This window comes from Pseudoalteromonas shioyasakiensis (assembly GCF_022398475.1).
Classification (GTDB): domain Bacteria; phylum Pseudomonadota; class Gammaproteobacteria; order Enterobacterales; family Alteromonadaceae; genus Pseudoalteromonas.
The window spans coordinates 1-22,430 of the sequence record NZ_JAKEVM010000069.1 but is presented as its reverse complement, the minus strand read 5'-3'; the positions used below and the strand labels follow the sequence as shown (position 1 = coordinate 22,430).

At 42.3% G+C, this 22,430-nt stretch carries 20 protein-coding genes; 11 read left to right on the top strand and 9 right to left on the bottom strand.

Annotation, left to right across the window (positions count from 1 at the left end):
• Positions 1-15 precede the first annotated feature (15 nt).
• The 6 genes from L1D51_RS12725 to L1D51_RS12700 are packed head-to-tail and all read right to left on the bottom strand — an operon-like array spanning position 16 to position 6,864.
• Positions 16-1,665 carry a BatD family protein gene (locus tag L1D51_RS12725; protein WP_239963820.1) on the bottom strand — a complete coding sequence of 550 codons (1,650 nt, stop codon included), beginning with the start codon at positions 1,663-1,665 and terminating at the stop codon, positions 16-18.
• Positions 1,659-3,536: a vWA domain-containing protein gene (locus L1D51_RS12720; RefSeq protein ID WP_239963819.1), complete on the bottom strand. Its 1,878-nt coding sequence runs from the start codon at positions 3,534-3,536 to the stop codon at positions 1,659-1,661. Before L1D51_RS12720 ends, L1D51_RS12725 begins: the two co-directional genes overlap by 7 nt.
• Position 3,537: 1 nt before the next feature.
• The gene (locus L1D51_RS12715) at positions 3,538-4,524 is read right to left on the bottom strand and encodes a vWA domain-containing protein (protein WP_239963818.1); all 987 of its coding nucleotides are present in this window, start codon (positions 4,522-4,524) and stop codon (positions 3,538-3,540) included.
• Positions 4,517-4,957: a DUF4381 domain-containing protein gene (locus L1D51_RS12710; protein ID WP_239963817.1), complete on the bottom strand. Its 441-nt coding sequence runs from the start codon at positions 4,955-4,957 to the stop codon at positions 4,517-4,519. The genes L1D51_RS12715 and L1D51_RS12710 overlap by 8 nt, the downstream gene beginning before the upstream one ends.
• A 2-nt stretch (positions 4,958-4,959) precedes the next feature.
• Entirely contained in the window at positions 4,960-5,904 is a 945-nt protein-coding gene (locus tag L1D51_RS12705) for a DUF58 domain-containing protein (RefSeq protein WP_054562138.1), read from the bottom strand.
• Positions 5,905-5,907: 3 nt separating this feature from the next.
• Positions 5,908-6,864: an AAA family ATPase gene (locus tag L1D51_RS12700; protein WP_055197986.1), complete on the bottom strand. Its 957-nt coding sequence runs from the start codon at positions 6,862-6,864 to the stop codon at positions 5,908-5,910.
• 336 nt (positions 6,865-7,200) lie between these two features.
• Here L1D51_RS12700 and fadI point away from each other — a divergent pair, with 336 nt between their 5' ends.
• The 3 genes from fadI (at position 7,201) to L1D51_RS12685 (ending at position 11,401) form a co-directional block, all read left to right on the top strand.
• Positions 7,201-8,511 carry an acetyl-CoA C-acyltransferase FadI gene (fadI, locus tag L1D51_RS12695; RefSeq protein ID WP_054553218.1) on the top strand — a complete coding sequence of 437 codons (1,311 nt, stop codon included), beginning with the start codon at positions 7,201-7,203 and terminating at the stop codon, positions 8,509-8,511.
• Positions 8,511-10,736 (top strand): fatty acid oxidation complex subunit alpha FadJ, encoded by a 2,226-nt coding sequence (gene fadJ, locus L1D51_RS12690; RefSeq protein ID WP_054562137.1) that lies wholly within the window; start codon positions 8,511-8,513, stop codon positions 10,734-10,736. Before fadI ends, fadJ begins: the two co-directional genes overlap by 1 nt.
• Before the next feature lie 134 nt (positions 10,737-10,870).
• Positions 10,871-11,401 carry a GNAT family N-acetyltransferase gene (locus tag L1D51_RS12685; RefSeq protein ID WP_054562135.1) on the top strand — a complete coding sequence of 177 codons (531 nt, stop codon included), beginning with the start codon at positions 10,871-10,873 and terminating at the stop codon, positions 11,399-11,401.
• Between the two features lie 13 nt (positions 11,402-11,414).
• On the opposite strand, the gene L1D51_RS12680 is transcribed toward L1D51_RS12685, so the two are convergent.
• Positions 11,415-11,801 (bottom strand): MmcQ/YjbR family DNA-binding protein, encoded by a 387-nt coding sequence (locus tag L1D51_RS12680; RefSeq protein WP_054553214.1) that lies wholly within the window; start codon positions 11,799-11,801, stop codon positions 11,415-11,417.
• A gap of 190 nt (positions 11,802-11,991) precedes the next feature.
• On the opposite strand from L1D51_RS12680, the gene efpL reads away from it, so the two are divergent.
• From efpL to L1D51_RS12645, 7 genes are all read left to right on the top strand, one after another.
• The gene (gene efpL / locus L1D51_RS12675; RefSeq protein ID WP_055020721.1) at positions 11,992-12,564 is read left to right on the top strand and encodes an elongation factor P-like protein EfpL; all 573 of its coding nucleotides are present in this window, start codon (positions 11,992-11,994) and stop codon (positions 12,562-12,564) included.
• 146 nt (positions 12,565-12,710) lie between these two features.
• Entirely contained in the window at positions 12,711-13,439 is a 729-nt protein-coding gene (locus tag L1D51_RS12670; RefSeq protein WP_239963816.1) for an RDD family protein, read from the top strand.
• Positions 13,436-14,386: a stage II sporulation protein M gene (locus L1D51_RS12665; protein ID WP_239963815.1), complete on the top strand. Its 951-nt coding sequence runs from the start codon at positions 13,436-13,438 to the stop codon at positions 14,384-14,386. Before L1D51_RS12670 ends, L1D51_RS12665 begins: the two co-directional genes overlap by 4 nt.
• The gene (locus tag L1D51_RS12660; RefSeq protein WP_239963814.1) at positions 14,376-15,836 is read left to right on the top strand and encodes a hypothetical protein; all 1,461 of its coding nucleotides are present in this window, start codon (positions 14,376-14,378) and stop codon (positions 15,834-15,836) included. The genes L1D51_RS12665 and L1D51_RS12660 overlap by 11 nt, the downstream gene beginning before the upstream one ends.
• A complete protein-coding gene (locus L1D51_RS12655) occupies positions 15,826-16,974 on the top strand; it encodes a DUF4350 domain-containing protein (protein WP_239963813.1) in 1,149 nt (382 codons plus the stop codon). The genes L1D51_RS12660 and L1D51_RS12655 overlap by 11 nt, the downstream gene beginning before the upstream one ends.
• The gene (locus tag L1D51_RS12650; protein WP_062566833.1) at positions 16,971-17,954 is read left to right on the top strand and encodes an AAA family ATPase; all 984 of its coding nucleotides are present in this window, start codon (positions 16,971-16,973) and stop codon (positions 17,952-17,954) included. Before L1D51_RS12655 ends, L1D51_RS12650 begins: the two co-directional genes overlap by 4 nt.
• A complete protein-coding gene (locus L1D51_RS12645; protein WP_239963812.1) occupies positions 17,951-19,270 on the top strand; it encodes a DUF58 domain-containing protein in 1,320 nt (439 codons plus the stop codon). Before L1D51_RS12650 ends, L1D51_RS12645 begins: the two co-directional genes overlap by 4 nt.
• Before the next feature lie 60 nt (positions 19,271-19,330).
• Here L1D51_RS12645 and L1D51_RS12640 read toward each other — a convergent pair whose 3' ends face one another.
• Positions 19,331-19,807, bottom strand: coding sequence for a DUF4234 domain-containing protein (locus L1D51_RS12640; protein ID WP_054562127.1), 477 nt, complete (start codon positions 19,805-19,807; stop codon positions 19,331-19,333).
• Between the two features lie 221 nt (positions 19,808-20,028).
• Between L1D51_RS12640 and L1D51_RS12635 the strand changes: the two genes are divergently transcribed.
• Positions 20,029-20,223: a hypothetical protein gene (locus tag L1D51_RS12635; protein WP_054562126.1), complete on the top strand. Its 195-nt coding sequence runs from the start codon at positions 20,029-20,031 to the stop codon at positions 20,221-20,223.
• Here the strand turns inward: L1D51_RS12635 and L1D51_RS12630 are convergent.
• A complete protein-coding gene (locus L1D51_RS12630) occupies positions 20,220-22,334 on the bottom strand; it encodes a sensor domain-containing protein (RefSeq protein ID WP_375185705.1) in 2,115 nt (704 codons plus the stop codon). The two genes, L1D51_RS12635 and L1D51_RS12630, sit on opposite strands and share 4 nt — an antisense overlap.
• Positions 22,335-22,430 lie beyond the last annotated feature (96 nt).

Below are 22,430 nucleotides of genomic sequence, written 5' to 3'. Positions count from 1 at the left end.
CTATTAGGTTAATAGTTAATCGTAAAGATTTTTTAATTCAGTATCATTACTTGTCGATTTAGTGTGCTTTTTTGCTTGGCTTAGCAAACTGACGATTAAGCTTAAATCAACCTGTTCATCTGCTGAACTATAAAGTTTAGTTCGTAATTTAGCAATTTCATCATTAAGTTGTGTATTTTTCAGTGATGCTAGTAAACACTCGATTGCTGCAGCATTTTTACCTGTCTGCTGTTTTGCATAAAGGTTCAATGCGTTATAAAACCCTGAGCTGTTGTTTTGCTTTGCAAATTGCTTAAGTTCATTCAACGATGCTGGTGAACCACTGGTAGGTAATGGCTCAGCTGCCGACTGTTGAGGGCGCTTTTTAATGTAAAGCACTAAGGTGATTAACCAAAGCCCATAGCCGGCAACTGCCACGATAATAAGCCACACAGGGGTTGTAACTTGCGTAACTGTTTGTACATTAGTTGGCGTATCACTCAGCTCATTGGAGCTTGCGGTTTGCGGCTCTGCGATAGCTGGAGCTGTTGGTGTGAGTGGATTTGTACTTGGTACTACCGTTAGTGTGCGTGAAGGTATGGTCGCATAGCTAATACGATTGATTTTAGTATTAAACCAAGGCAGCTTTATTTCAGGCAATGTGTAAGTGCCCGGTGTTTGCGGTAATAAAGCATAAGAAGCCGTTTGCTGTGAGATAACACGGCCATCACGTACCAGATGATTACTCTCTTTTTCATCAGGGTAACTTCTAAAACCTTGCACCTGCGGCATATCGATATCAGGAAGTTGCTCTTTAGTAACCCCCAATGCGGTTAAGGTGATAGTTCGAGTGATTGGCGTGCCAACTTCAACGGTGTCGTCTTTTGGTTGCCATTGCTCATCAAGGTTAACCAGTTCACTTGGTAGCCATGCACCTGTGTAGTTATCTGGAATTGGCTTGATTTCAACATCAACATCTTCGCCCATCGCTGACACAGCCATTTGGCGATAGTTTTGACGAATACGGCCGTTGAACACAGGTGCCGTAATAGTATTTACGCCACTTTTTTGTGGCTGCACTAAGTACTCACGGGTGATCACTAAATAGCGTTTGCCATCAATTAACTCATAGTCTTCAGATTGCTTGTTAATTGGGGTTAGCTCAGCGTTTTCCATTTCTGGCGTAGTTAAGTTGCCATCAAGCAATTCTTTGTTGTTGTCTAAATACAATTTAACCGTATAAACACCCGCTTCTTGCACGTATAAGCTACTTGGCTTGATGCTTGTTTTAATGAAGGCTTCTTTATTTTGTTCAGAGGTTTGGCTACGTTTAGCTACCGTTAGCTCAATGGGTTTTGAACTGACACCAGCTACAGTAAATGCTGGGATGGTATAAGTGCCTTCTTTGCGGGTCATCAGCTTTACAGACCAGTTAGTTTGCTTACTGATTTCACCATTAATAATATTAGTGCGCGAGCTAACACTGGTCGGCCCAACAACAAAGTCTTTTAATAGCACCGAAGTGTCTGGTTGTTCGCTGTTAATAGAGTCGTCTGCTGAGATGGTTAAAACAAAAAACTCACCGGCAAGGACAGGGTTTTTATCAACACTTGCCTGTAGCTGGGTGGCAGCCCAAAGCGGCGCTGCCGCGATTAGCAATAAACAACATAATAATCGCATTACCATGATTTTTCGGCTCCTCGTGGACGACGTTGATAGTTTCGTTTTTGTGCTTCTAATTGCATTTTATTTCTTAATAAGATCGCAGGATCATCGGGAACTTTGCGCAGCAGCTGGTTAAGTTGCTGGGCTTTCTCTTTCTCTTCATTAGTCAGTTCAGCAGCTTGTGTCTGCATGGCTTGTTGCTCTGCTTGCTGTTTAGCTTGTTCATCACTTTGCGAAGGCTGTGGCTGGGCATCTTGTTGCTCGGGAGCTTGCTCTGGCTGTTGTTCTCCTGATTGTGACGACGTGTCTTTTTCAGATTGCATTTCAGGTTTGTTTTGCTGGTCACTTTCAGACTCGCTTTGTTCACCTTTTTGATCTGATTGCTCACCTTGGTCTGAAGGTTGTTGGCCATCTTGCTGCTCACTCTGCTCAGAGTTTTCACCTTGCTGTGAATTTTCACCCTGTTGCTTTTGCTGGTTATCTTGCTGGCCATCAGAGTTTTGTTGATCATTGTTTTGCTGTTGATCTTGTTGCTGCTGCTGTTGCTCTTGCTGCTGCAATAACTGTTCTACGAGGGCTTGGTTTTCTTTTGCCTCAGTGAAGTCATTTTTAAGCTGTTGGGCTTGCTTATACGCTTCTATGGCTTGTTCTAGCTCTCCTGCCTTAGCAAGGGCATTACCGTAGTTGTACAAACCCGTTGCAGATTTATCTACACTAAACGCATCCATGGCCGCTTGGTAATTACCTTGCTGATAAAGAGCTGCGCCTTTAAGTTGTGTATTTTGTGCTTTTGCGGCTTGTTCAAATTGATTTTGCTGATAGGCATCAAGAGCACGTTGGTCTTGGTTTTTAAACACCTCAGGTAATTCTGCGGCGTTAACCTGTTGTTGAGGTAACAGCATAACAAACAAAAAGCCAACTACTAGGCTACTACGGCGAATTAAAAAGAGCGCTAACGGCAATAAAATAATCAGGCCGTAAATACCAGCATCAACACGCCATAACGCTTGGCTTTGTTTCTCATCTTTGAGTACTTCAGCATTGGCTGTTGGGGCAAATGTTTGGATATCTTGATTACTGGTTTGATACAGTGCAAATTTGCCACCGCTGTTGCGCGCAAGCGAACTTAAGCGGCTGACATTAAGCGTTGGAATCACAATCTGCCCTTGTATGTCTTTTAAAAAGCCACCTTCTGGTAACTTAATCGGCGCACCTTGCTCTGTGCCAACTCCGTAGACATTTAAACGATAATTAGACTGAGCGGTAAAGCGGCTAATATCTTCTTGATCTAGGCTATCAACTCCATCGGTGACTAAAATAATATCACCATCTAAATAGCCAGCTTGTTTAAGTAAGTCGTCGGCTTTTTCTAGGCCTTCAATAACATTTGAACCTTTGCTCGGCATGATATCAGGGCTTAGGCTTGGGATAAGGTTAGCCAAAGTGCTAGCGTCATTGGTTAGCGGCGAAATGGTAAATGCAGAGCCTGCATAAGCCACTAATGCCGTATCACCTTCTTTGAAAAGCTCAATCATATCAAGTGCTTTAAAGCGAGCCTGCACTAATCGGCTTGGTGCGATGTCGGTACTGAACATGGAGTACGACATATCCATCACAATGACCCGCGCATTCTTTGCTTGAAACACGGGAACTTGTTTTTTCTCAAAGCTTGGACCTGCTGCAAACACGATGGCTAACAGAGTAAAGACGGCAACCAACCAAAGCGGTTGGCTTTGTTTTTTATGATTGTCGCTCATTACAAATTGTGCCAAATGGGGGGCAATTAAATCAGCAGGGGCGCTTTTTTTGTTACGTACCAACAGCACACTAAAAATAATTAGCGCGGGAATTAATAACCAAAGTAGGGCAGGGCGAATAAATTCAAAATCCATACTAGCTCTCCTGCTTAAATTGGCGAATAGAACTGACGAGCATTGCTAAGCTTAGTAAGCCTAGCGCCACAAGCAGTGGAATATAAAACAATGATATTTGTGGGCGGAACGTTTGCTCATCGTTACTAATAGGCTCTAGCTTATCGAGCTCTTGATAAATTTGCTGCAAACCTGCCACATCTTTTGCTCTAAAGTATAAGCCGCCAGTTTGCTCGGCAATGCGTTTTAGTAAATTTTCATCTAAGTTACCGCCACTCATGCCACCCATATTAAATAGGCTAAATCCACGCGGGTTATCAGAGCCAACACCTATGGTATATACCTTAATGCCTTCTTCGCGGGCTAACAGCAGGGCATCTTCTGGATCAAGATTACCAGCGGTGTTTTGGCCATCGGTTAATAGTACAACGATACGGTTACTTTCATCCTTATTAGCGAAACGCTTTACAGATAAACCTAATGCATCACCAATGGCTGTTGCTCTACCTACTAGACCAATTTGCGCTTCGCTGAGCATTTGGCTTACGGTTTTAACATCACGAGTAAGAGGTGTTTGTAAAAATGCAGTATCACCAAATAAGATAAGACCTAGTCGGTCGCCTTGACGCTGTTCAATAAAGTCACTGAGTACGGCTTTTACCATGGTAAGCCTATCAACATACTGATTCTGGTAGGCCATATCTTGCTCTGTCATCGAGCCAGATAAATCCACCGCCAGCATAATATCGCGGCCTTCATTAGGCAGTGTGATAGGTTCATCAAGCCAAGTTGGGTTTGCAATAGCGACAACTAAAGAGATCCAAACAGCCCATTCAAGCAATGAAACTTTTCGGCTGTGTTGCTGTACTGCTTGATTATTTAAGCCCAGCTTAGCAAAGCCTGGGATACGTAAACGTAACTGCCCTTGCTGCTTTAACGGCATAAAGCGGCTTAATATCCAAGGCAGAGGTAAAAGCACAAAACACCATGGCCAACTAAACTCAAACATTAATTGGCTCCTTGAGTTTAAAGTTGCTAATAGCACTGCGTAATTTAGCCCCGAGCTCAGCATTATTACTTTGTTGTTGATAAAGCGGCATCAACTCGTCGTAACTAAAGTTGTCGCCACTGAGTTTAGATAAACTTTCTGACCACTTAGCCAAAGGCTGAGAAGCAAGCTGACTGCTGTAATAATGACGAGTTAAGCGTTTTAAAATAATGTGCAGCTCTTGCGCATTATCATCACTAAGGGTTTTACTTAATTTAATGGCTTGTTTTTTGGCTTTTTTAAACTGCTGGTTTTTATATATAAGCACTAAGCCGAAAATTATTAACGAACCAACTAAGGCGATAATTAGCCACCAAATTGGAGCAAGTGGCCACCATGCAACCTCGGTCGGTGCAATGACATCATGTAAGCCATCTAGCGGATTTTTTTGCATTGTTACTTTCTCACTAATTGCAGCTCAAGAGGAGTGGCTGCACTGAATGAAATTAAACTAAGCCCAGATTTTTGTAAGCGTTTTAATCTGTTAGAAAACGACTCTTCGGCAGACTTAGCAAAGCGCTCGCGAAATTGCTTATCCATTAATGGTAAAGCAAGCTCTTGGCCATTTGCCGACACTGTCACCGTTTGTTTAAAAGCAGGTAGCTGGTGCTCGAACGGATCACTTATATGACAGCCAATCAATTCACAGTGCCTGCTCAGTATTTCAAGTTGTTTGAAACTTGCTTCATCAAGGGCGCTAAAATCAGAGACGATATAAACCAAGCTTCCTGGTTTTGCTAAATGATTAAGACGTTTAAGGTTTTCGCTAAATAAGCTGGTGGCTGTTTGATCGATATTAGTCAGAGCTTGGCTGTGAATATCACATAAGTTGTGACAAAGCTTTAACACTGCTTTCTCTCGTGAGGTCGGTTTTAATTCGTGATGACCTTGCTGGTTAAACACCAAGCCACCAATGCGATCACCTCGTTGACACGCCGACCAAGCAACCAGTGCGCTAATGTGCGCTGCTTGCACCGACTTTAACAGTAACTTTGAGCCAAACAGCATCGAGTTAGAAAAGTCGGTAAAGACAAAAACAGGGCGTTCTTTTTCTTCTTGAAACAGCTTAGTGTGGGTTTCGCCAGTGCGTGCGGTAACACGCCAGTCGATAGAGCGTATATCATCACCGGCTTGGTAATGACGCACCTCGGCAAACTCCATACCGCGCCCTTTATGAGGTGCAAGGTATTGCCCAGCTAAGCTGTTTTTGATTTTTACTTTGGGCGCAAGTTCTAGCAAACGAGCTTTGGCTTTGTAATACATCAACTCTTTGAGTGATAAATTGACGCCTTGACTATGACTCGCTGCTAACCACGCCGCTGTATCAAATTGGCTCGACATAGCTTATGGCACTGCCACCAATTCTAAAATACGGCTGATCACATCGTCTTTACTGATGCCATCGGCCTGTGCTTCGTAACTTAAGATAATACGGTGACGCAATACATTATGCAGCACTGCTTGAATATCATCTGGGGCAACAAAGTCACGGCCTTCTAGCCAAGCATGCGCGCGGGCACACTTATCAAGGGCAATGGTTGCACGTGGGCTTGCGCCATATTCAATCCAGCGTCCAAGTTGTTCATCAAGCTCTGCTGCTTCACGAGTGGCAACAATTAACTGTACTAGGTATTTCTCAAGCGGCTCAGCTAAATACAAACCTAATATCGCTTTACGGGCAGCAAATAGCTCACTTTGACTAATTTGCTGTGTCGTTGCTTGATTGTCAGAGATAGCCTCGCCACGGGTTAGGCGTAGGATATCTAATTCGTGTTCAGCACCCGGGTAATCAATGCTTAAATGCAATAAGAAGCGGTCAAGCTGAGCTTCTGGTAGTGGGTAAGTGCCTTCTTGCTCTAGTGGGTTTTGGGTTGCCATAACCATAAATAGATCAGACAGCGGATAGGTGTTTTTACCAACCGTTACTTGGCGTTCAGCCATAGCTTCTAGTAGGGCTGATTGCACTTTAGCTGGGGCACGGTTAATTTCATCAGCCAAAATTAGGTTATGAAATAACGGGCCCTTTTCAAATACGAACTCACTGGTTTGCTGGCGATAAATATCAGTACCAGTTACATCTGCAGGTAATAAGTCTGGGGTAAATTGTACACGTTGGAAACTGCCTTCAACGCCTTTCGCTAAGGCATTGACTGCACGCGTTTTCGCAAGACCAGGAGGGCCTTCAACTAATAAGTGGCCATCTGCCAAAATTGCGATTAACAGTGCTTGAGTTAATTGTGGTTGGCCGATAATTTGCGTGTCTAGATATGATTTTAATTGTGAAAATGCGTTAACTGCCATAATAAAAAGACTGTCCTAAAAGCGTGAGTCAAAAATTGTTTTTGTTATGCGCCAATGCGTTATATTCAGTACCGATAAATTATTTGCGCGGTACCGTGGTGGGGCGCTATTAACAAGTTATAAGGATTCAAAAGTTATAACACAAGTGTTAGACACAAAATCCTCAAATAGTTCGTTATTTTTTAAGGATTTTTAGCCTACCATATAAATACGGTGTTTTTTTGTAAATAGGCCGAAAAAAGCCTGTGGTTGAAAACTTACTATTGGCATTCGTACACGGGTTGTTTTAGAATCAGGAAAAACAAACAGGTCAGACCTGTCAGTGGGAGAGCATAAATGTCTGAGCAAAATATACTTAAAACAGCAAAAGGCGATCGTATCGCTATCGTTAGCGGCCTGCGAACGCCATTCGCAAAGCAAGCCACAGCATTCCATCATGTACCAGCCCTTGATATGGGTAAGTTAGTTGTCAACGAAATGCTTGAACGACTTAACTTTGATAAATCTGAAATTGACCAACTTGTATTTGGACAAGTAGTGCAAATGCCAGAAGCGCCAAACATTGCCCGTGAAATCGTATTAGGTACGGGTATGCCTGTTTCTGTTGATGCATATTCTGTTTCGCGTGCGTGTGCAACAAGTTTCCAAGCCATTGCTAACGTAGCCGAGTCAATTATGGCAGGCTCAGTGCAAGTAGGTATTGCTGGTGGTGCTGACTCATCGTCTGTATTACCTATTGGTGTTAGTAAAAAATTAGCGGGTAGCCTTGTTGATTTAAACAAAGCACGTACGCTTGGTCAGCGATTAAAGATTTTCTCTAAACTACGTCTAAAAGATTTACTTCCTGTTCCGCCTGCGGTCGCTGAGTACTCTACTGGTTTATCTATGGGTCAAACAGCAGAGCAAATGGCGAAAACACATAGCATCAGCCGTGAAGATCAAGATGCCTTAGCACATCGTTCGCACACCCTTGCAAGTCAGGCGTGGGCTGATGGTAAACTTAAAGATGAAGTAATGACTGCCCATGTTGCACCTTATAAGAGCTTTATTGAGCAAGACAATAACATTCGTCATAACTCAACAGTTGAAGGCTACGCGAAATTAAAACCAGTATTTGACCGTCAACATGGCTCAGTGACCGCAGCTAACGCAACGCCATTAACTGATGGTGCCGCTGCGGTATTAATGATGAGTGAGAGTAAAGCAAAAGCATTGGGTTACGACATTCTAGGTTATGTACGCAGTTTTGCTTTCTCAGCAATTGGTGTACATGAAGATATGCTAATGGGTCCGGCGCACTCAACGCCAATTGCCCTAGATAGAGCAGGTATCACATTAGCTGATTTAGATTTAATCGAAATGCATGAAGCATTTGCAGCGCAAACACTGGCTAATATGAAGATGTTTGCGTCAGATAAATTTGCACAAGAAAAGCTAGGTCGCAGCAAAGCGATCGGCGAAATTAACATGGACAAGTTCAATGTATTAGGTGGCTCACTTGCATACGGTCACCCATTTGCGGCAACAGGTGCGCGCCTGATCACGCAAAGCTTACATGAACTTAATCGTCGCGGTGGCGGCTTAGCGCTTACGACTGCGTGTGCAGCGGGTGGCTTAGGCGCAGCCTTTGTATTGGAGAGTGCGTAATGACAGATTCAGTATTTAGTTTATCAGTGGCTGATGACGGCGTAGCCGTTGTAACCATTGATGTGCCGGGTGAGAAAATGAACACCCTGCGCAGTAGTTTTGCAGAAGATTTAAAAACCTTACTCAAAGACGCACAAGCGCAAGCAGTAAAAGGCATGGTATTTATTAGTGGTAAAAGCGATAACTTTATCGCCGGTGCTGATATTAAAATGCTTGATAGCGCCAATAGCCGTGAAGATGCATTAGCGTTAAGCGAAATGTGTCAGCAAGCATTTTTCGATATGAAAAAGCTGCCTTTCCCAACAGTAAGTGCTATTCATGGTGCTGCATTGGGTGGCGGTTTAGAGTTTGCTTTAGCGTGTGATTATCGCGTGTGTTCAGACAGCGATATCACTAAGCTTGGTTTGCCAGAAGTACAGTTAGGCTTATTACCTGGTGGTGGCGGTACTCAACGTTTACCAAAATTAGTTGGCTTGCAAAAAGCACTTGAGTGGATGCTTACAGGTAAGCAAGTGCGTGCTAAGCAAGCGAAGAAAACAGGCTTAGTAAATGACTGTGTACCACACAGTGTATTACTTGACGTTGCTAAAGAGTTTGCTCTGAAAGGTAAGGCGAAGGCTACTAAACCTAAGCTAGACCGTTTAAGTCAATTACTTGAGTCAAACCCATTTGGTCGCAATATTATTTTCAAAAAAGCACAAGAAAACGTGCTGAAGAAAACAGGCGGTCACTACCCGGCACCTTTAGCCATTATTAAAGCTGTTCGTGCAAGTGTTGAACTTGATCAGTTAAAAGCATACAAAACTGAAGCTGAAGGCTTTGCCACGCTGGTAATGAGTGATGAGTCAAAAGCATTACGCGGTATTTTCTTTGCAACCACTGAAATGAAAAAAGAGTGGCGTAATGATGATGCGCCAGCAATCGCTAAAGCGGCAGTATTAGGCGGCGGCCTCATGGGCGCGGGTATTGCCCATGTTAGTGCTGTAAAAGCGGGTGTTCCAGTGCGCATTAAAGATGTGGCTGAAAAGGGCATCAGCAATGCAATGAACTACAGCTATAAGATTTTAGATAAAAAGCAAAAGCGTCGTATTTTATCTAAAGCTGATCTACAACAAACCATGAACCGCATTACCGGTACCACCGATTACAGCGGCTTTAAACACATTGATATCGTTATCGAAGCCGTGTTTGAAGATCTTGCTTTAAAGCAAGGTATGGTGGCTGATGTAGAACGTGAGTGCCAAGACAACACTATTTTTGCAAGTAATACCTCATCATTACCAATTGCACAAATTGCTGCTGATGCAGCACGCCCAGAAAATGTAATTGGTCTGCATTACTTCTCACCTGTTGAGAAAATGCCACTTGTTGAGATCATTCCACATGAAGGTACGTCTGAAGAGACTATCGCACGCGTTGTTAACTTCGCCCGTAAGCAAGGTAAAACACCAATTGTGGTTAAAGATATGGCTGGTTTCTATGTAAACCGTATCTTAGCGCCTTATGTCAATGAAGCGGCTAATTTACTGCTAGCAGGTGAGCCAATTGAAAAGATTGACCAAGCATTGGTTGAGTTTGGATTCCCGGTAGGGCCTTTAGCGCTTCTTGATGAAGTAGGGATTGATATCGGTTCTAAAATTGCGCCAATCCTTGAAAAAGAATTGGGCGAGCGCTTTAAAGCCCCGGATGCCTTTAATCGCTTAATCGATTCTAAGCGTTTAGGTCGTAAGACTGGCCGTGGTTTTTATCTTTACGACAAGAAAGATAAAAAAGTGGATGAGTCAGTATACGAGCTACTTGGTGTTACGCCATCACCTCGTTTAAACAAGAGCGAAATTGCTAAACGTTGTGTTGCGCAAATGCTAAATGAAGCGGTGCGCTGTTTAGATGATGGCATTATTGCAAGCCCGCGTGATGGTGATATTGGTGCTATTTTTGGTATTGGTTTCCCACCATTCTTAGGCGGTCCATTTAGCTATATGGATAAACTGGGTGCAGCACAAGTGAGCTCTGAAATGGCGACTTTTGCTAACTACAACCCAATTTTCACACCTTGCGATACGTTAAAAGCAATGGCTGAAAAAGGTGGTCGTTTTTACCAAGCAGAAAGCGAAGAGCCGGCAGTAGTTGAAGCTACGCCTGTCGATCCGGTTGAAGTAACCAAAGAGGTGGTTGAAGACGAGCAAGCGTCAGAAGATGCTGATACAGAAACGACTAAGAGCTAATTCTTTAAATTAGTTAATTTTAAAAGCCCTGCTCATTGAGCGGGGCTTTTTTCTTCTATATTGGCCATAAGTGGTATTTAACTCTCGAAATCAGTTTGTTATAACTAGACTTATTTACAAAGCGATTAATCACCATGACTCTCACCACTGCGCGATTAACATTACGGCTGTTAAATGCCGATGACTGGCCATTGTTTTATACTTTGCATAATGATGCCGAAGTTATAGCTAAATGCTTCGATAAGCCCTCAGAGGCGCAGCTGCGAGCTAAGTTTAATGAACGCTTAAAGCCTTGGCAGCCAAATTCGAATTCACCACTTTGTTTAGTTATTGTTGAAACCAGTACTGGTAAAGAGGTGGGGGTAACTGGGTTTACTTCATCAACAGTGCCAGATAGTCAAGAAGTCGGTTATTTGTTGCTGCCTAATTTTCATGGTCGTGGCTATGCCACAGAGTCTTTGCAAGCAGTGCTTGATTACGCCAAATCAGAACATGCTGTACGTGAATTTAAAGCGGTTGTCACCGAGGGTAATATCGGTTCAGAAAAAGTACTTGAGAAATGTGGTTTTCAGTTAGTCGATAGGCAGCTAGATGCGTATGCTATTGGCGGTGTTTTGTATACCGATCATCATTTTCATTTAAGTTGCACTGATCACAGAGCGTGATCAGTGCGCAATTTTACAGATGAAGCTCAATCGCTTTTCTGTCTTTTTCTGGCATATTCGCAACCACTAAATCAAACGAATTATCAATCATTCGTTCAATCTCTCCTTGTGGTACGGTGCCGTCTAAAATAACCGTATTCCATAAACGTTTGTTCATGTGATAACCCGGGATCACCGACGGGAAAATATCACGCAGTGCTTGGGCTTCATCTGGATCGCATTTCAGATTTAGCCACCATACAAGGTTTCCCTCATCGTCTGTTTGGCCTTCTTTGCCCTCGGCAAGGGTGGCAAACATTTTATGATTCACCTTGTAAACGTCGACATCTTGGCCAAATGGTTGGGTGATCATCACCAATGGCTTTTTCATTAAATACTCGTGTACTGTGTGTTGATTCATGATCCAATCCTTGAAGTCATTTTTCGTAGTTATAAAGATAGCAGCTTTTTCGTAGTTTTGAGACAACTATTGTCATAATTTGCTGAAAAATCGAATAAATAACGGCTGCGAGTCAAAACTGTAAATTTTTATTGAACAAAAGCCATTACGTGGTAAATTTCTGTCATCAAAAAACGATAGGAATACACCCATGCCTAAGGCAAGTGAAGTTAAAAAAGGCGCCGCTATCGAGCATAACGGCCGTGTTTTAGTAGTTAAAGATATTCAACGTTCAGTACCACAAGGTCGTGCTGGTGGCAGTTTATACCGTATGCGTTTATACGATGTGGTAACAGGCGGTAAAGTTGATGAAACATTTAAAGACAGCGACATGCTAAAGCTTGCTGATCTCATTCGTCGTGAAGCTATGTTCTCTTACATTGACGGTGAAGAGTATGTTTTCATGGATAACGAAGACTACACGCCATATAACCTAAATAAAGAAGCGATCAGCGAAGAGATTTTATTCGTTAATGAAGAAACTCAAGGTCTTCACGTTATTGTGATTGATGGCTCGCCAGTTGGCTTAGATTTACCATCGAGTGTTGAGCTTGTAGTTGAAGAAACAGACCCTTCAATCAAGGGCGCTTCAGCAAGTGCACGTTCAAAGCCTGCACGTTTAACAACGGGTTTAACGATTCAAGTTCCTGAGCATATTTCAACAGGCGACCGTATTCGTATTAATACCGTTGAGCATAAATTTATGGGTCGCGCAGAAAAATAATTCTGTAACCCCTTTGAAAGCCGGCTTATAGCCGGTTTTTTTGTTTTATTTGTAACGCGCTCATAACAAAATTCATTGAAAAAGGAACGAAAAACGCGCATTATTATTGGCTTACGAAAACAATAATAAATACCAGTAGTAGATTAATGTTGAACCACGGATTGGAAAACAGAGAATACATCAAACTCCCCGAAGGCGTTGATATCGCCATAACTCCCGCTGGCGTTGTTGCCCGAAGCTATGCCTACATTATCGATTTTATTATCCGTAGTTTGGTTTTACTTGCTGTAGGTACTGTATTTGCCTTTTTTGGCGATGCTGGGCAAGGACTTATATTAATTGCTTACTTTTTAATTTCATGGGGTTATAACATCCTGTTTGAAATGGAAAGTGGCCAAACGCCGGGTAAAAAGCGCCTTAAAATCCGTGTTGTGCAAGACAATGGCTTACCAGCAAGCTTTTCGCAAATTGTAGTGCGTAACCTACTACGTCCAGCCGATATGCTACCTATAGGCTATTTCTTAGGCCTTGTGGTTATGTTGTTTAACAACCGTTTTAAACGCATTGGTGATTGGACTGCAGGCACCATGGTTATTTACGACGATGAGTTAGCTACGCGCCCTGAATTATCTCAAGGTGAAGTGCATATTCCTACCATTAGCTTAACCACCGAAGAGCAATTAGCGGTGCTTGCTTTTGCAGAGCGTCATGATGAATTATCTGATGCAAGGCGCCGTGAATTGGCAGCTATTTTAGCTGCACCGTTTTCTGCTGAAGAGCATGAGATTGAGGCGCAACTTGTTAGTTACGCACGCCACTTTGCAGGTCAAGTTCAACACGATAACGATTACCCGCAGCAGGAGGGTAAGCAATGAAGCAAGCTCAATTTGTAAAATCAAATAGCGTCAGTTGGGATGAATTTGAAGCGCTTTGCGAGCAAAGTAGTGCGGAGTCTTTACCTATTAATTTCCCTAACTTGTATCGCAAAGTCTGTAATGATTTAGCCATTGCGCAAAGTCGTCAATACAGCCCGGTGTTGATTGAGCAAATAAACAGGTTGGTACAGTTAGGACAAAAGCGCCTTTATTTATCTCGAAGCAATCAATTTTCTGAAATATGGCATGTGGCCCGCACGGCATTTCCGCGTGCACTGTATGAAAATCGTTTAATGCTTGGTATTAACTTATTGGCATTTTGGGGATTGGCCTTAATTGCTTTTATTTGGGTAACTATCGACCCTGATGCTGCGTATACATTTTTAGGGCAAGGCACTGTCCTTAATATCGAACAAATGTATAACCCTAGTGGTAGCGTTCAATCGGCGGAGCGCGGCGCATCGCAAGATCTGATGATGTTCGGGGTCTATATCTACAATAACATTGGTATCGCATTTCAGATGTTTGCAGGTGGCGTATTGTTCTGTGTTGGCGCTGCTTTTTTTCTATTGTTCAATAGTTTTTATTTTGGTGCTGTTGCAGCTCACATTGTGAATGTTGGATTTGAAGGGCCGTTTTTTTCGTTTGTAATAACCCATGGCTCATTTGAGTTAACCGCTATCATCATTGCCTCAGCGGCCGGGTGTCAAATAGGTTATGGCTTGTTAAATCCTGGGCAGTATACTCGCGCATATGCGATGAAACAGGCTGCAGAAAAAGCGCTTCCACTGATTGTTGGCGCATTTTTAATGTTAGTCATTGCCGCTTTTATCGAAGCATTTTGGTCACCCCGTGATATTGCTAACGAAGTTAAATATTTAGTTGGCAGCGGTTGTTGGGCTTATGTCGTTTTTCGCTTATACAGGGGAATGCGTTATGGAGCTTAATCGACTTAGCTTCAATCCTCGCAAGCGCAGTGCTTACGAAACCTTTGATTTAACAGTGTTGCTAGTTAAGCAGCATGCTCTAGCGTTGGTTTCTTTGTATTTGATGATGGCAGTACCCGTATTTTTGATTGTCGGCTTTTTATTAAGCTGGGGCATAGGTGGCTTTGTTGTTTGGTGGCTTAAACCTGTATTTGAGCGACCTTTACTCGATTACATGTCAAAAGCGGTTTTCAATCAGCCAGTCAACATAATGAGTAGCTTAAAGTCACTCAAGCAGTTAAAAATCGCTGATATATTAGCGCATTTAACCGTTTTTAGGCTCAGCCCAAACAGAGCATTTTTAGCCCCTGTAGAACAACTTGAACGACTATCAGGTGAGCGCAAAACTAAGCGTAAGCAGGTGTTGTTTGCTTCAACTAAGCCTAAGCAGACATTGTGGATGCTGTTCTGTGTACATTTTGAGTTTATCTTATTGATGGGAATATCGGCACTGACAATTGCACTTGTGCCCCATTCATTCTCTGCACAAGAAGCCATGTACCAAATATTCGAAGCGCCAATCTGGGTTGAGATAGCGTTTAACTTTATTTATATCATCAGTATCTCGTTAGTCGCACCGTTATTTGTAACAGGTGGATTTTTTGCCTACTTACACCGCCGTGTTGAACTAGAAGGCTGGGATATCGAGCTGGCATTTAAAAATATTCGCACCCGTCTTGCAGGCGTAGTCAGTGCTGTAGCACTACTTATACTTACAACGTTTACACTGCAACCATCAACAAGCTATGCAGAGCAAATCGATAAGCAAGCGGTAAAAGATCAAGTTACGGCTCTTTATAATGAGCCTAATGTCATTGAAACTGAGACCACATGGGTGCCAAATATCGAAGCAAAAGGTAGCTCATCAGAGAGTGATTGGTCTTGGCTTATCGATGTGTTTACTGCCATTGGTGAAGTGTTTGGCATATTTGTTTGGGTACTGGTCGGTTTATTAGTTATTTGGTTGGTTTATTACCTAATGCAAAAACGCGGTTTTTTTGCAAATTTAAGCTTACCAGAACGTACAAAAGTAAATGAAGAGCCAGTTATCCCAACCTTATTTGCAGAAATTAAAAGTAAGGATTTACCAGCAGATTTAATTGCCGCTGCAAAGCAATGTTTTGAGCAAGGTGAGCACCGCTTGGCGCTGGCGTATTTGCTTCATCATGCGCTGAGTTGGGCGCAGCAACAACATGAAGTGCGCTTGCACCGCTCGATGACTGAGCGCGAATGTAAACGTGCAATTGATGCTAGGGTGCCAAATCAAGGACAAGCAATTTTTGCCCGCTTATTTTCTGCGTGGGTCACGGTTGCTTGGGGCCATAAAACCCCTGATATCGACTTTATCGAGCTGACAGAGCAAATTACGGCAATGACAACAGAGACTAAGGAGCAAGCCCATGAAGCTTAAGGTTGTGCTCATAGCGGTGCTAGTGGTGTTTAGCTTATTTGTTATTGCTGGTATTGCTTCTTTAGATTGGCAGAAAAAAGAAATAGAAATTGGCTTTCATAGTGATGTGGCAAAAGATAACTTCACGATGGCTAAGCGGCTACTTAAAGTCAATGGTATCGATTGGAATAAAAACAAACGCTTGGCAGAGCAAGCACAAAGTGATGAGTTAAACATAGACCCACAAAGTATCTTAATTTTGGATGAGGCGGTGCTTGCTGACTCCTACCAATTAGATGTGCAGCTTGCTGATTGGGTCGCTGATGGCGGACGTTTAATTTATGTATTAAACAGGCAACGTGATGAGCTGGCGATTGATAGCACCGTATTTTTTAGTCAGCTTGGCATCAATGTACAAAGCCAAGAAGATGTTTTTGAATATGATTTTGCGATGCTCAAAGAAGGGAATAAAAATAGTAATTTATTAATTGATGAAAACACTCAGCTTGACCTTGAGCTAAGCCGTGCCTTTTTTATTGAAAACTGCCCCGGTGTGAGTACAAATAATGATAACGGCGATACCTTGATGTGTGACTTTGCATTTGGTCAAGGTAGGGTCATTGTGATGCCATCGCTGTTACCTTTTACCAATTACCGACTTCGCCATCTGGATCATGGCAGTTTATTGCTTTGGTTAAGTAAAGGGGCTGAAAAAGTAACGTATGTACCTTATCTGACTTACCCAAACTGGTTTGCTAAATTATGGCACTGGAGCTGGCAATTTGTGGTGACGTTGCTGTTATTAATTGTGCTTGCAGTGTGGCATATCAGTAGTCGTATCGGCCGCTCTTATGCTCCTGACTTCGATATAAAAACCAGCTTTAATCAGCATATTCGAGCAGTAGCAAACTTTTATTCAGAGCATGGTCACGAAGCCGTGTTATTTACTGCACTCAAGAAAGATTTTTACGCCAAAGTAGAGTCGCGAGTGCCTAACTTTAAGATGCTTAGTGCTGAAAAGCAGGCGCAGATCATCGCTAATTTAACTCATTTTGAAAAACAACAGGTGGCTGAGTTGCTTGCTAGCAAGTTGCCTGAGTCCAAAGAACAACGAACAGAATATATAAAACGATTTAAACAATTAAGGAATGCCTTATGAGCACGGAATTAGACACTAATCGCATGAGCTTAGTTGAGGCAGCTGATGCAGTAAAACAAGTAAAGCATAACATTTCGCGTGTGTTAGTTGGTCAAGATGCTATTGTTGAAGATGTGCTTACGGTGCTCTTTGCGGGTGGTCATGTGTTACTTGAAGGGGTTCCAGGGCTTGGTAAAACGCTACTGGTTAGAGCCTTAGCAAAAAGCTTAAATGTAGACTTTTCGCGAGTGCAGTTTACACCGGATTTAATGCCTTCAGATGTTGTTGGTCATAGTTTGTATGATATGAAATCAGGTGAATTTAATATCAAAAAAGGCCCAGCATTTACTAATATTTTGCTGGCTGATGAAATCAACCGTGCACCAGCTAAAACGCAATCAGCTCTTCTTGAGGTGATGCAAGAGCAACAAATCACCATTGATGGCGAGTCATTATCTATTGATTCACCGTTTATGGTATTAGCCACTCAAAACCCATTAGATCAAGAAGGGACGTACCCACTGCCTGAGGCTGAATTAGACCGTTTTATGATGAAAGTGGAGCTTGGTTTTCCTTCTCATGAATCGGAAGTTGAGCTTTTAAAACTGAATACACAAATTGTCTCTAATGAAACCAAAGTAGAGCAGCTCCCTGCGGTATTGGATGCTAATCGAATTGCGGAAATTAAACAGCTTTGTGCAGATATCTTAGTAGACGAACAAATACTGAATTATGCCGTCGATATCGTGCGTAGTTCACGAACTTGGCAAGGCGTATTGCACGGCGCAGGGTTACGTGCCTCAATTAATATCATTAAAGCGGCAAAAGTAATGGCATTAATGAATGGCCGTGACTTTGTAACTCCTGATGATGTGAAGTCAGTGTCTGTGAATATTTTAAGACACCGATTAATTTTATCGGCTGATTTGGAGCTGGAAGGGGTGTCATTTGATGAAGTGATCAATGCCATTTTAGCCAGTGTTGAAGCACCACGCTCATGAAACGCATCAAGCATAGACCTGCAAAACGCTTAATACAATTAACAGCTTTACAGCTGTTATTGTTGCTTGTCTGTGCCATTGCATCAGTTGACAGCTTAGTGCTAACGGCCTTGCTCTTAGCGCCTTTATTGCTCGCATTTGTAGATTACATAGCGGCGAAGTCAGAGCCTTTACTTGAAGTAAGTGCACAAACGAGTCTCAACATGGCTTTGTATCGCCGCCAAGCATTGCAGCTAGTGATTAAAAATAAAGCGAAGCATGCGACCATGCTAGATGTCAGTGTTCATTTAAGTAATGCAATTGAGCTACAAAAGCCACAGCAAACGGTGTTTATTGATGCAATGCAACAAGCAAAGCAGAGCTTTAGCTTACGCGCTCACAAACGAGGTGATGCGCAGATCAGTGCCATTGAAGTTAGGGTAGGGTCGCCATTTGGTCTTTGGCAAACAAACTGGTTAGCTGAGCAAGCAATTCAATTAAAAGTGTATCCCGACTTTAGCCGTGTTACCTCAAAGCAGCATTTAAATGGCGTAGTGAATAAGCCTATTTCAGGCTTAAAGCTCACTAAAAAGCGCGGTGATGGTATCGAATTTCAGCAACTACGCGAATACCGCCAAGGTGATAGTGTTAGGCAAATAGACTGGCAGGCGACCAGTAAGCGTCGAAAACTCATTTCTCGTGAGTATCAAGAAGAGCAAAACCAACATGTCATAGTGATGCTCGATGCTTCTAAAAAAATGGCCATAGAAGCCAATGAAGGCAGCCACTTTGATCATGCTTTAAATGCATTGCTACTGCTGTCACACACAGTTTTAAAGCAAGGTGATTGGTTTAGCATGCAAAGCTTTAACCAAAATCTGCGCTGGTTACCCGATGTCAAAGGCGCGCAGAATGTATCACGGGTAATGAATCACTTTTATGATCTATACCCAGATAAGAGCAGCAGTGACTATTTAGTGGCTGTGAACCAATTAATCGCTAAACGCAGTAAACGTTCTTTAGTGTTATTAGTTACCACCCTTGATGAGCAAAGCATTGATGAGTTAATGCCTGCAATTAAGCTATTACAAAAACACCACTTAGTGGCACTTATTAATATTAATAACCGTGCTGTAAATGAGGTGCTCGATGAGCCTATTGAAAAGTACGAAGATGCAACCAGTTACTGTGCAGCATTAGCACTACTAAATTCACATAAAGCCAATATGGCGAAGCTGAAAAAACAAGGTGTAATAGCCATTGACTGTAACCCTGAGCAGCTGCTACCGCATGTGCTTAACACCTATTTAAATGTGAAGCACTCCGGGGCATTGTAAGACCAGCTAGCAATAAAAAAGGCATTGAATTCAATGCCTTTTTATTAAATAACGAAACGATTATTTTTGATTATCAATAGCTTCGTTAATTTTGTATTGGAAATAAATAACGTTAAAGAAAAACGTTAAAATACCACCTAAATGAACTGGTTCATTACTGCCTTCATTAATCAACTCTTTAATCGATGTACGAAGAGAGAAAATTAATACAATGGCAACAACAAACGAAATCAGTGACACAATACCACCAATTTCAGGTGAAACTCCTGTAAAAGACAACGCAATATTCACAATGTACAAAGCAACATAGCCATAAACTAAGCCTTGGCTTACCTGGTTTTTTGCTAATGCATTGGCTTTATTGGTTCGGCTTACTAGCCAGTATACGGCGTAGATACCAAATGTGAAAAGACATAAAAAGAACACGCCCCAAGCAGAAAAGCGGTCAAAGTTTAAAATAGGTTTATTACCGCTGGTATTTTGCTGTGTAAGCTCAGCTTCTGGCGCTTCATAGATGTTAGCTGATTCTTCAGACATAACGATTCCTCATAATTATTTTTGTATATTCCTTTGTGCAAATTGCACGTACCGATAATAGCAGTGAGGCTGGTTTTTGTACATCATTTCAACAGCCTAGAAAGTAAGGTTAACTACCATAAAGGTCAGTATAAATAAGCCTTATAGAGGGTATAGCATGAGTGAAGTTTTAAAGGTTGCTGAATTTATGTACACTGTCGCAGATTTTAATGAGGTGCTGTGTGTTATTTGTATTTTTGAGCTGTGTATTTATTTTGGTGATGTATTTAGAGTCTTTGTCTAAAGGGATGCCGGTAAAGCGTTGGATGCTGCTAGGTGGAGTGCTTGGGCCTATCGCTTGGTGTTTATTTAACGTGCATTATCGCCGCGCATTTGTGCGCCATGTTGGCCGCCAATCTTGTGGCTGGCGCCCTTAAACTTTTGCTGTTTTTAACAGGCTCGGCGCAGATTTATCGAGTTGTTTTTGTAGGAAGGCGGTAAATTCAGGCTGAGACAGTGGCTTAGAGTAGTAGTAGCCTTGAACCGTCTGGCACTTTAACTGCTCTAACATCACAACCTGTTCGGCTTGTTCAACCCCTTCTGCAACCACATGCAAATCAAGGTTATGGGCAATAGTCACAATTGAGTCAACCATATTGCGGCCACGCTCTGATTGCATGTCGTCAATAAAGGCTTTATCAACTTTCAAGGTATTAAGCGGGAACTGTTTAAGATAGGCTAAAGATGAGTAACCCGTGCCAAAGTCATCCATCGCAAGGTGAATACCCCGAGCACTGAGTGAACGCATTACTGCAATTGCTTCGTTAGGGTCGTCCATAACCGTACCTTCGGTGATCTCCAGTTCAAGGAAGTAAGAGGGCAATTCATTCTTTTGCAAAATCACATCAATACGAGTGGTTAAATCAGGTAAGCTAAACTGCTTAGCCGATAAGTTCACAGCAACACGACCGTTGAATAAGCCTTGATCTATCCATGCTTTTACATCGCGGCATGCTTTATTTAAAACAACTTCACCAATTTCGATAATTTGCCCAGTTTCTTCAGCGATAGGAATAAACACTCCTGGGCTGATCACACCTTTTTTCGGGGTAATAAAGCGCACAAGAGCTTCCATACCATCGAGTTTACCTGTACGAATATTCATTTTCGGTTGGTAATACACTTCAAAGTGATCTTCTTTTAAGCCGTAACGCATTAAGTTTTCGATTTGTAAGCGTTTAACTGCTTCACGGTTCATAGTGTCGTTGAAGAACAGATAGCTATTGCCTTTTTTCTTAGCGTGATACATGGCTGTATCCGCATTTTTAAGTAATAGTTCTGGGGTATTGCCATCTTCAGGGAACAGCACGATACCGACACTTGAGGTGATCACTAGTTCGTGACCCGCCATATTAAAAGGTGTGGCAATGGCGGCTAAAAAGAGTTTTGCCATGCGAGTAATGGTATGAATATCGTTGGTACCCGACATGACCAGTGCAAACTCATCACCGCCTAGGCGATAAAACACATCTTTTTCACGGGTTAACTTATTCAAGCGCATCGCAAGCTTAGATAGCAAGCTATCCCCAAGTTGGTGACCCAGAGAGTCGTTAATTTTTTTAAAGTTATCTAGGTCAAACACTAATAAAGCGTGATGGTTATCTTGCTTAGCGAGCTTTTTCAGGTTGGTGAAAAATAAGTTTCGGTTAGGTAAGCCCGTTGTGCGGTCTCGGTTCGATAAGTTATGTAATTGTGATTCGGCTTTTTTACGCTCAGTTTGATCAGAAAAAACAACGACATAGTTACATATTTGGTTATGCTCATTTTTGATTTCATCAATTGAAATTTCAATCGGTAACAGCTGCCTTTTCGCATTGCGAAGTTTAACCTCTTGCTGCCAATGCTCCGTGGCTTTTACGGTGGCTTTAATTTCATCCACATAGCTTTGGTCATAGCCATTTAAGGTAAAATCTTTCTTTAAATATTGCTCTCGGGTACCACCAAATAGCGTTAAGAAGCTTGGGTTTAAGTCAACCAGCTTAAAGTTTTTATCGAAAATGGCGATGGCGTCAGTTAGCGACTCAACGCATTTAGCGAATAGGTTTAAACGGGCTTCTGTTGATTTAAGCTGAGAAATATCTCTTACAGTGCCTGTCATACGCAAAGGGTTGAGGTTTGTGTCTTTTTCGATGATCTTGCCGCGATCTAGTACCCAATGCCAACGACCGAGACTGTCTTTAATCCGGTAACTTGCTTCAAAAAAGGCGGTGTGTTCGGCAAAGTGTTTTTTTAGTGCTGTTTCAACGTGTTGTAAGTCGTGTGGGTGAATCAATTCGCGGTTAGGGGGAAAGCCGCTGCTACTGTTTGTATCTGAGGTGTATTTATCGTTAATTCGCAGCACTTCTCCGGTTTTAATATTCCAATCCCAGAGGGTATCGCCACTGCCTTCTACGGTACTTTTTAAGCGATGTTCTGAAATACGCAGTTGTTTTCGAGAGCGCTTTAATTTGAAAATTATAAATAATAGGTACGGCAATAACAGCATCATAATAGCACTTGGAATAAGCAGCAATGTGCTCTGTTCAAGCTCTATGGGGCTGGCGGATGCTGAAAAAATCCCAGCCATACTTATTGTTAAAAAAGC

Excerpts from the sequence above, each read along its gene's own strand:
- L1D51_RS12715 (WP_239963818.1), bottom strand. The coding sequence starts at position 4,524 with ATGTTTGAGTTTAGTTGGCCATGGTGTTTTGTGCTTTTACCTCTGCCT.
- L1D51_RS12670 (WP_239963816.1), top strand. The coding sequence starts at position 12,711 with ATGTTGAACCACGGATTGGAAAACAGAGAATACATCAAACTCCCCGAA.
- fadJ (WP_054562137.1), top strand. The coding sequence starts at position 8,511 with ATGACAGATTCAGTATTTAGTTTATCAGTGGCTGATGACGGCGTAGCC.
- L1D51_RS12720 (WP_239963819.1), bottom strand. The coding sequence starts at position 3,536 with ATGGATTTTGAATTTATTCGCCCTGCCCTACTTTGGTTATTAATTCCC.
- L1D51_RS12660 (WP_239963814.1), top strand. The coding sequence starts at position 14,376 with ATGGAGCTTAATCGACTTAGCTTCAATCCTCGCAAGCGCAGTGCTTAC.
- L1D51_RS12725 (WP_239963820.1), bottom strand. The coding sequence starts at position 1,665 with ATGGTAATGCGATTATTATGTTGTTTATTGCTAATCGCGGCAGCGCCG.
- L1D51_RS12710 (WP_239963817.1), bottom strand. The coding sequence starts at position 4,957 with ATGCAAAAAAATCCGCTAGATGGCTTACATGATGTCATTGCACCGACC.
- L1D51_RS12630 (WP_375185705.1), bottom strand. The coding sequence starts at position 22,334 with ATGATGCTGTTATTGCCGTACCTATTATTTATAATTTTCAAATTAAAG.
- L1D51_RS12705 (WP_054562138.1), bottom strand. The coding sequence starts at position 5,904 with ATGTCGAGCCAATTTGATACAGCGGCGTGGTTAGCAGCGAGTCATAGT.
- L1D51_RS12640 (WP_054562127.1), bottom strand. The coding sequence starts at position 19,807 with ATGTCTGAAGAATCAGCTAACATCTATGAAGCGCCAGAAGCTGAGCTT.
- fadI (WP_054553218.1), top strand. The coding sequence starts at position 7,201 with ATGTCTGAGCAAAATATACTTAAAACAGCAAAAGGCGATCGTATCGCT.
- L1D51_RS12655 (WP_239963813.1), top strand. The coding sequence starts at position 15,826 with ATGAAGCTTAAGGTTGTGCTCATAGCGGTGCTAGTGGTGTTTAGCTTA.
- L1D51_RS12645 (WP_239963812.1), top strand. The coding sequence starts at position 17,951 with ATGAAACGCATCAAGCATAGACCTGCAAAACGCTTAATACAATTAACA.
- L1D51_RS12665 (WP_239963815.1), top strand. The coding sequence starts at position 13,436 with ATGAAGCAAGCTCAATTTGTAAAATCAAATAGCGTCAGTTGGGATGAA.
- efpL (WP_055020721.1), top strand. The coding sequence starts at position 11,992 with ATGCCTAAGGCAAGTGAAGTTAAAAAAGGCGCCGCTATCGAGCATAAC.
- L1D51_RS12680 (WP_054553214.1), bottom strand. The coding sequence starts at position 11,801 with ATGAATCAACACACAGTACACGAGTATTTAATGAAAAAGCCATTGGTG.
- L1D51_RS12700 (WP_055197986.1), bottom strand. The coding sequence starts at position 6,864 with ATGGCAGTTAACGCATTTTCACAATTAAAATCATATCTAGACACGCAA.
- L1D51_RS12685 (WP_054562135.1), top strand. The coding sequence starts at position 10,871 with ATGACTCTCACCACTGCGCGATTAACATTACGGCTGTTAAATGCCGAT.
- L1D51_RS12650 (WP_062566833.1), top strand. The coding sequence starts at position 16,971 with ATGAGCACGGAATTAGACACTAATCGCATGAGCTTAGTTGAGGCAGCT.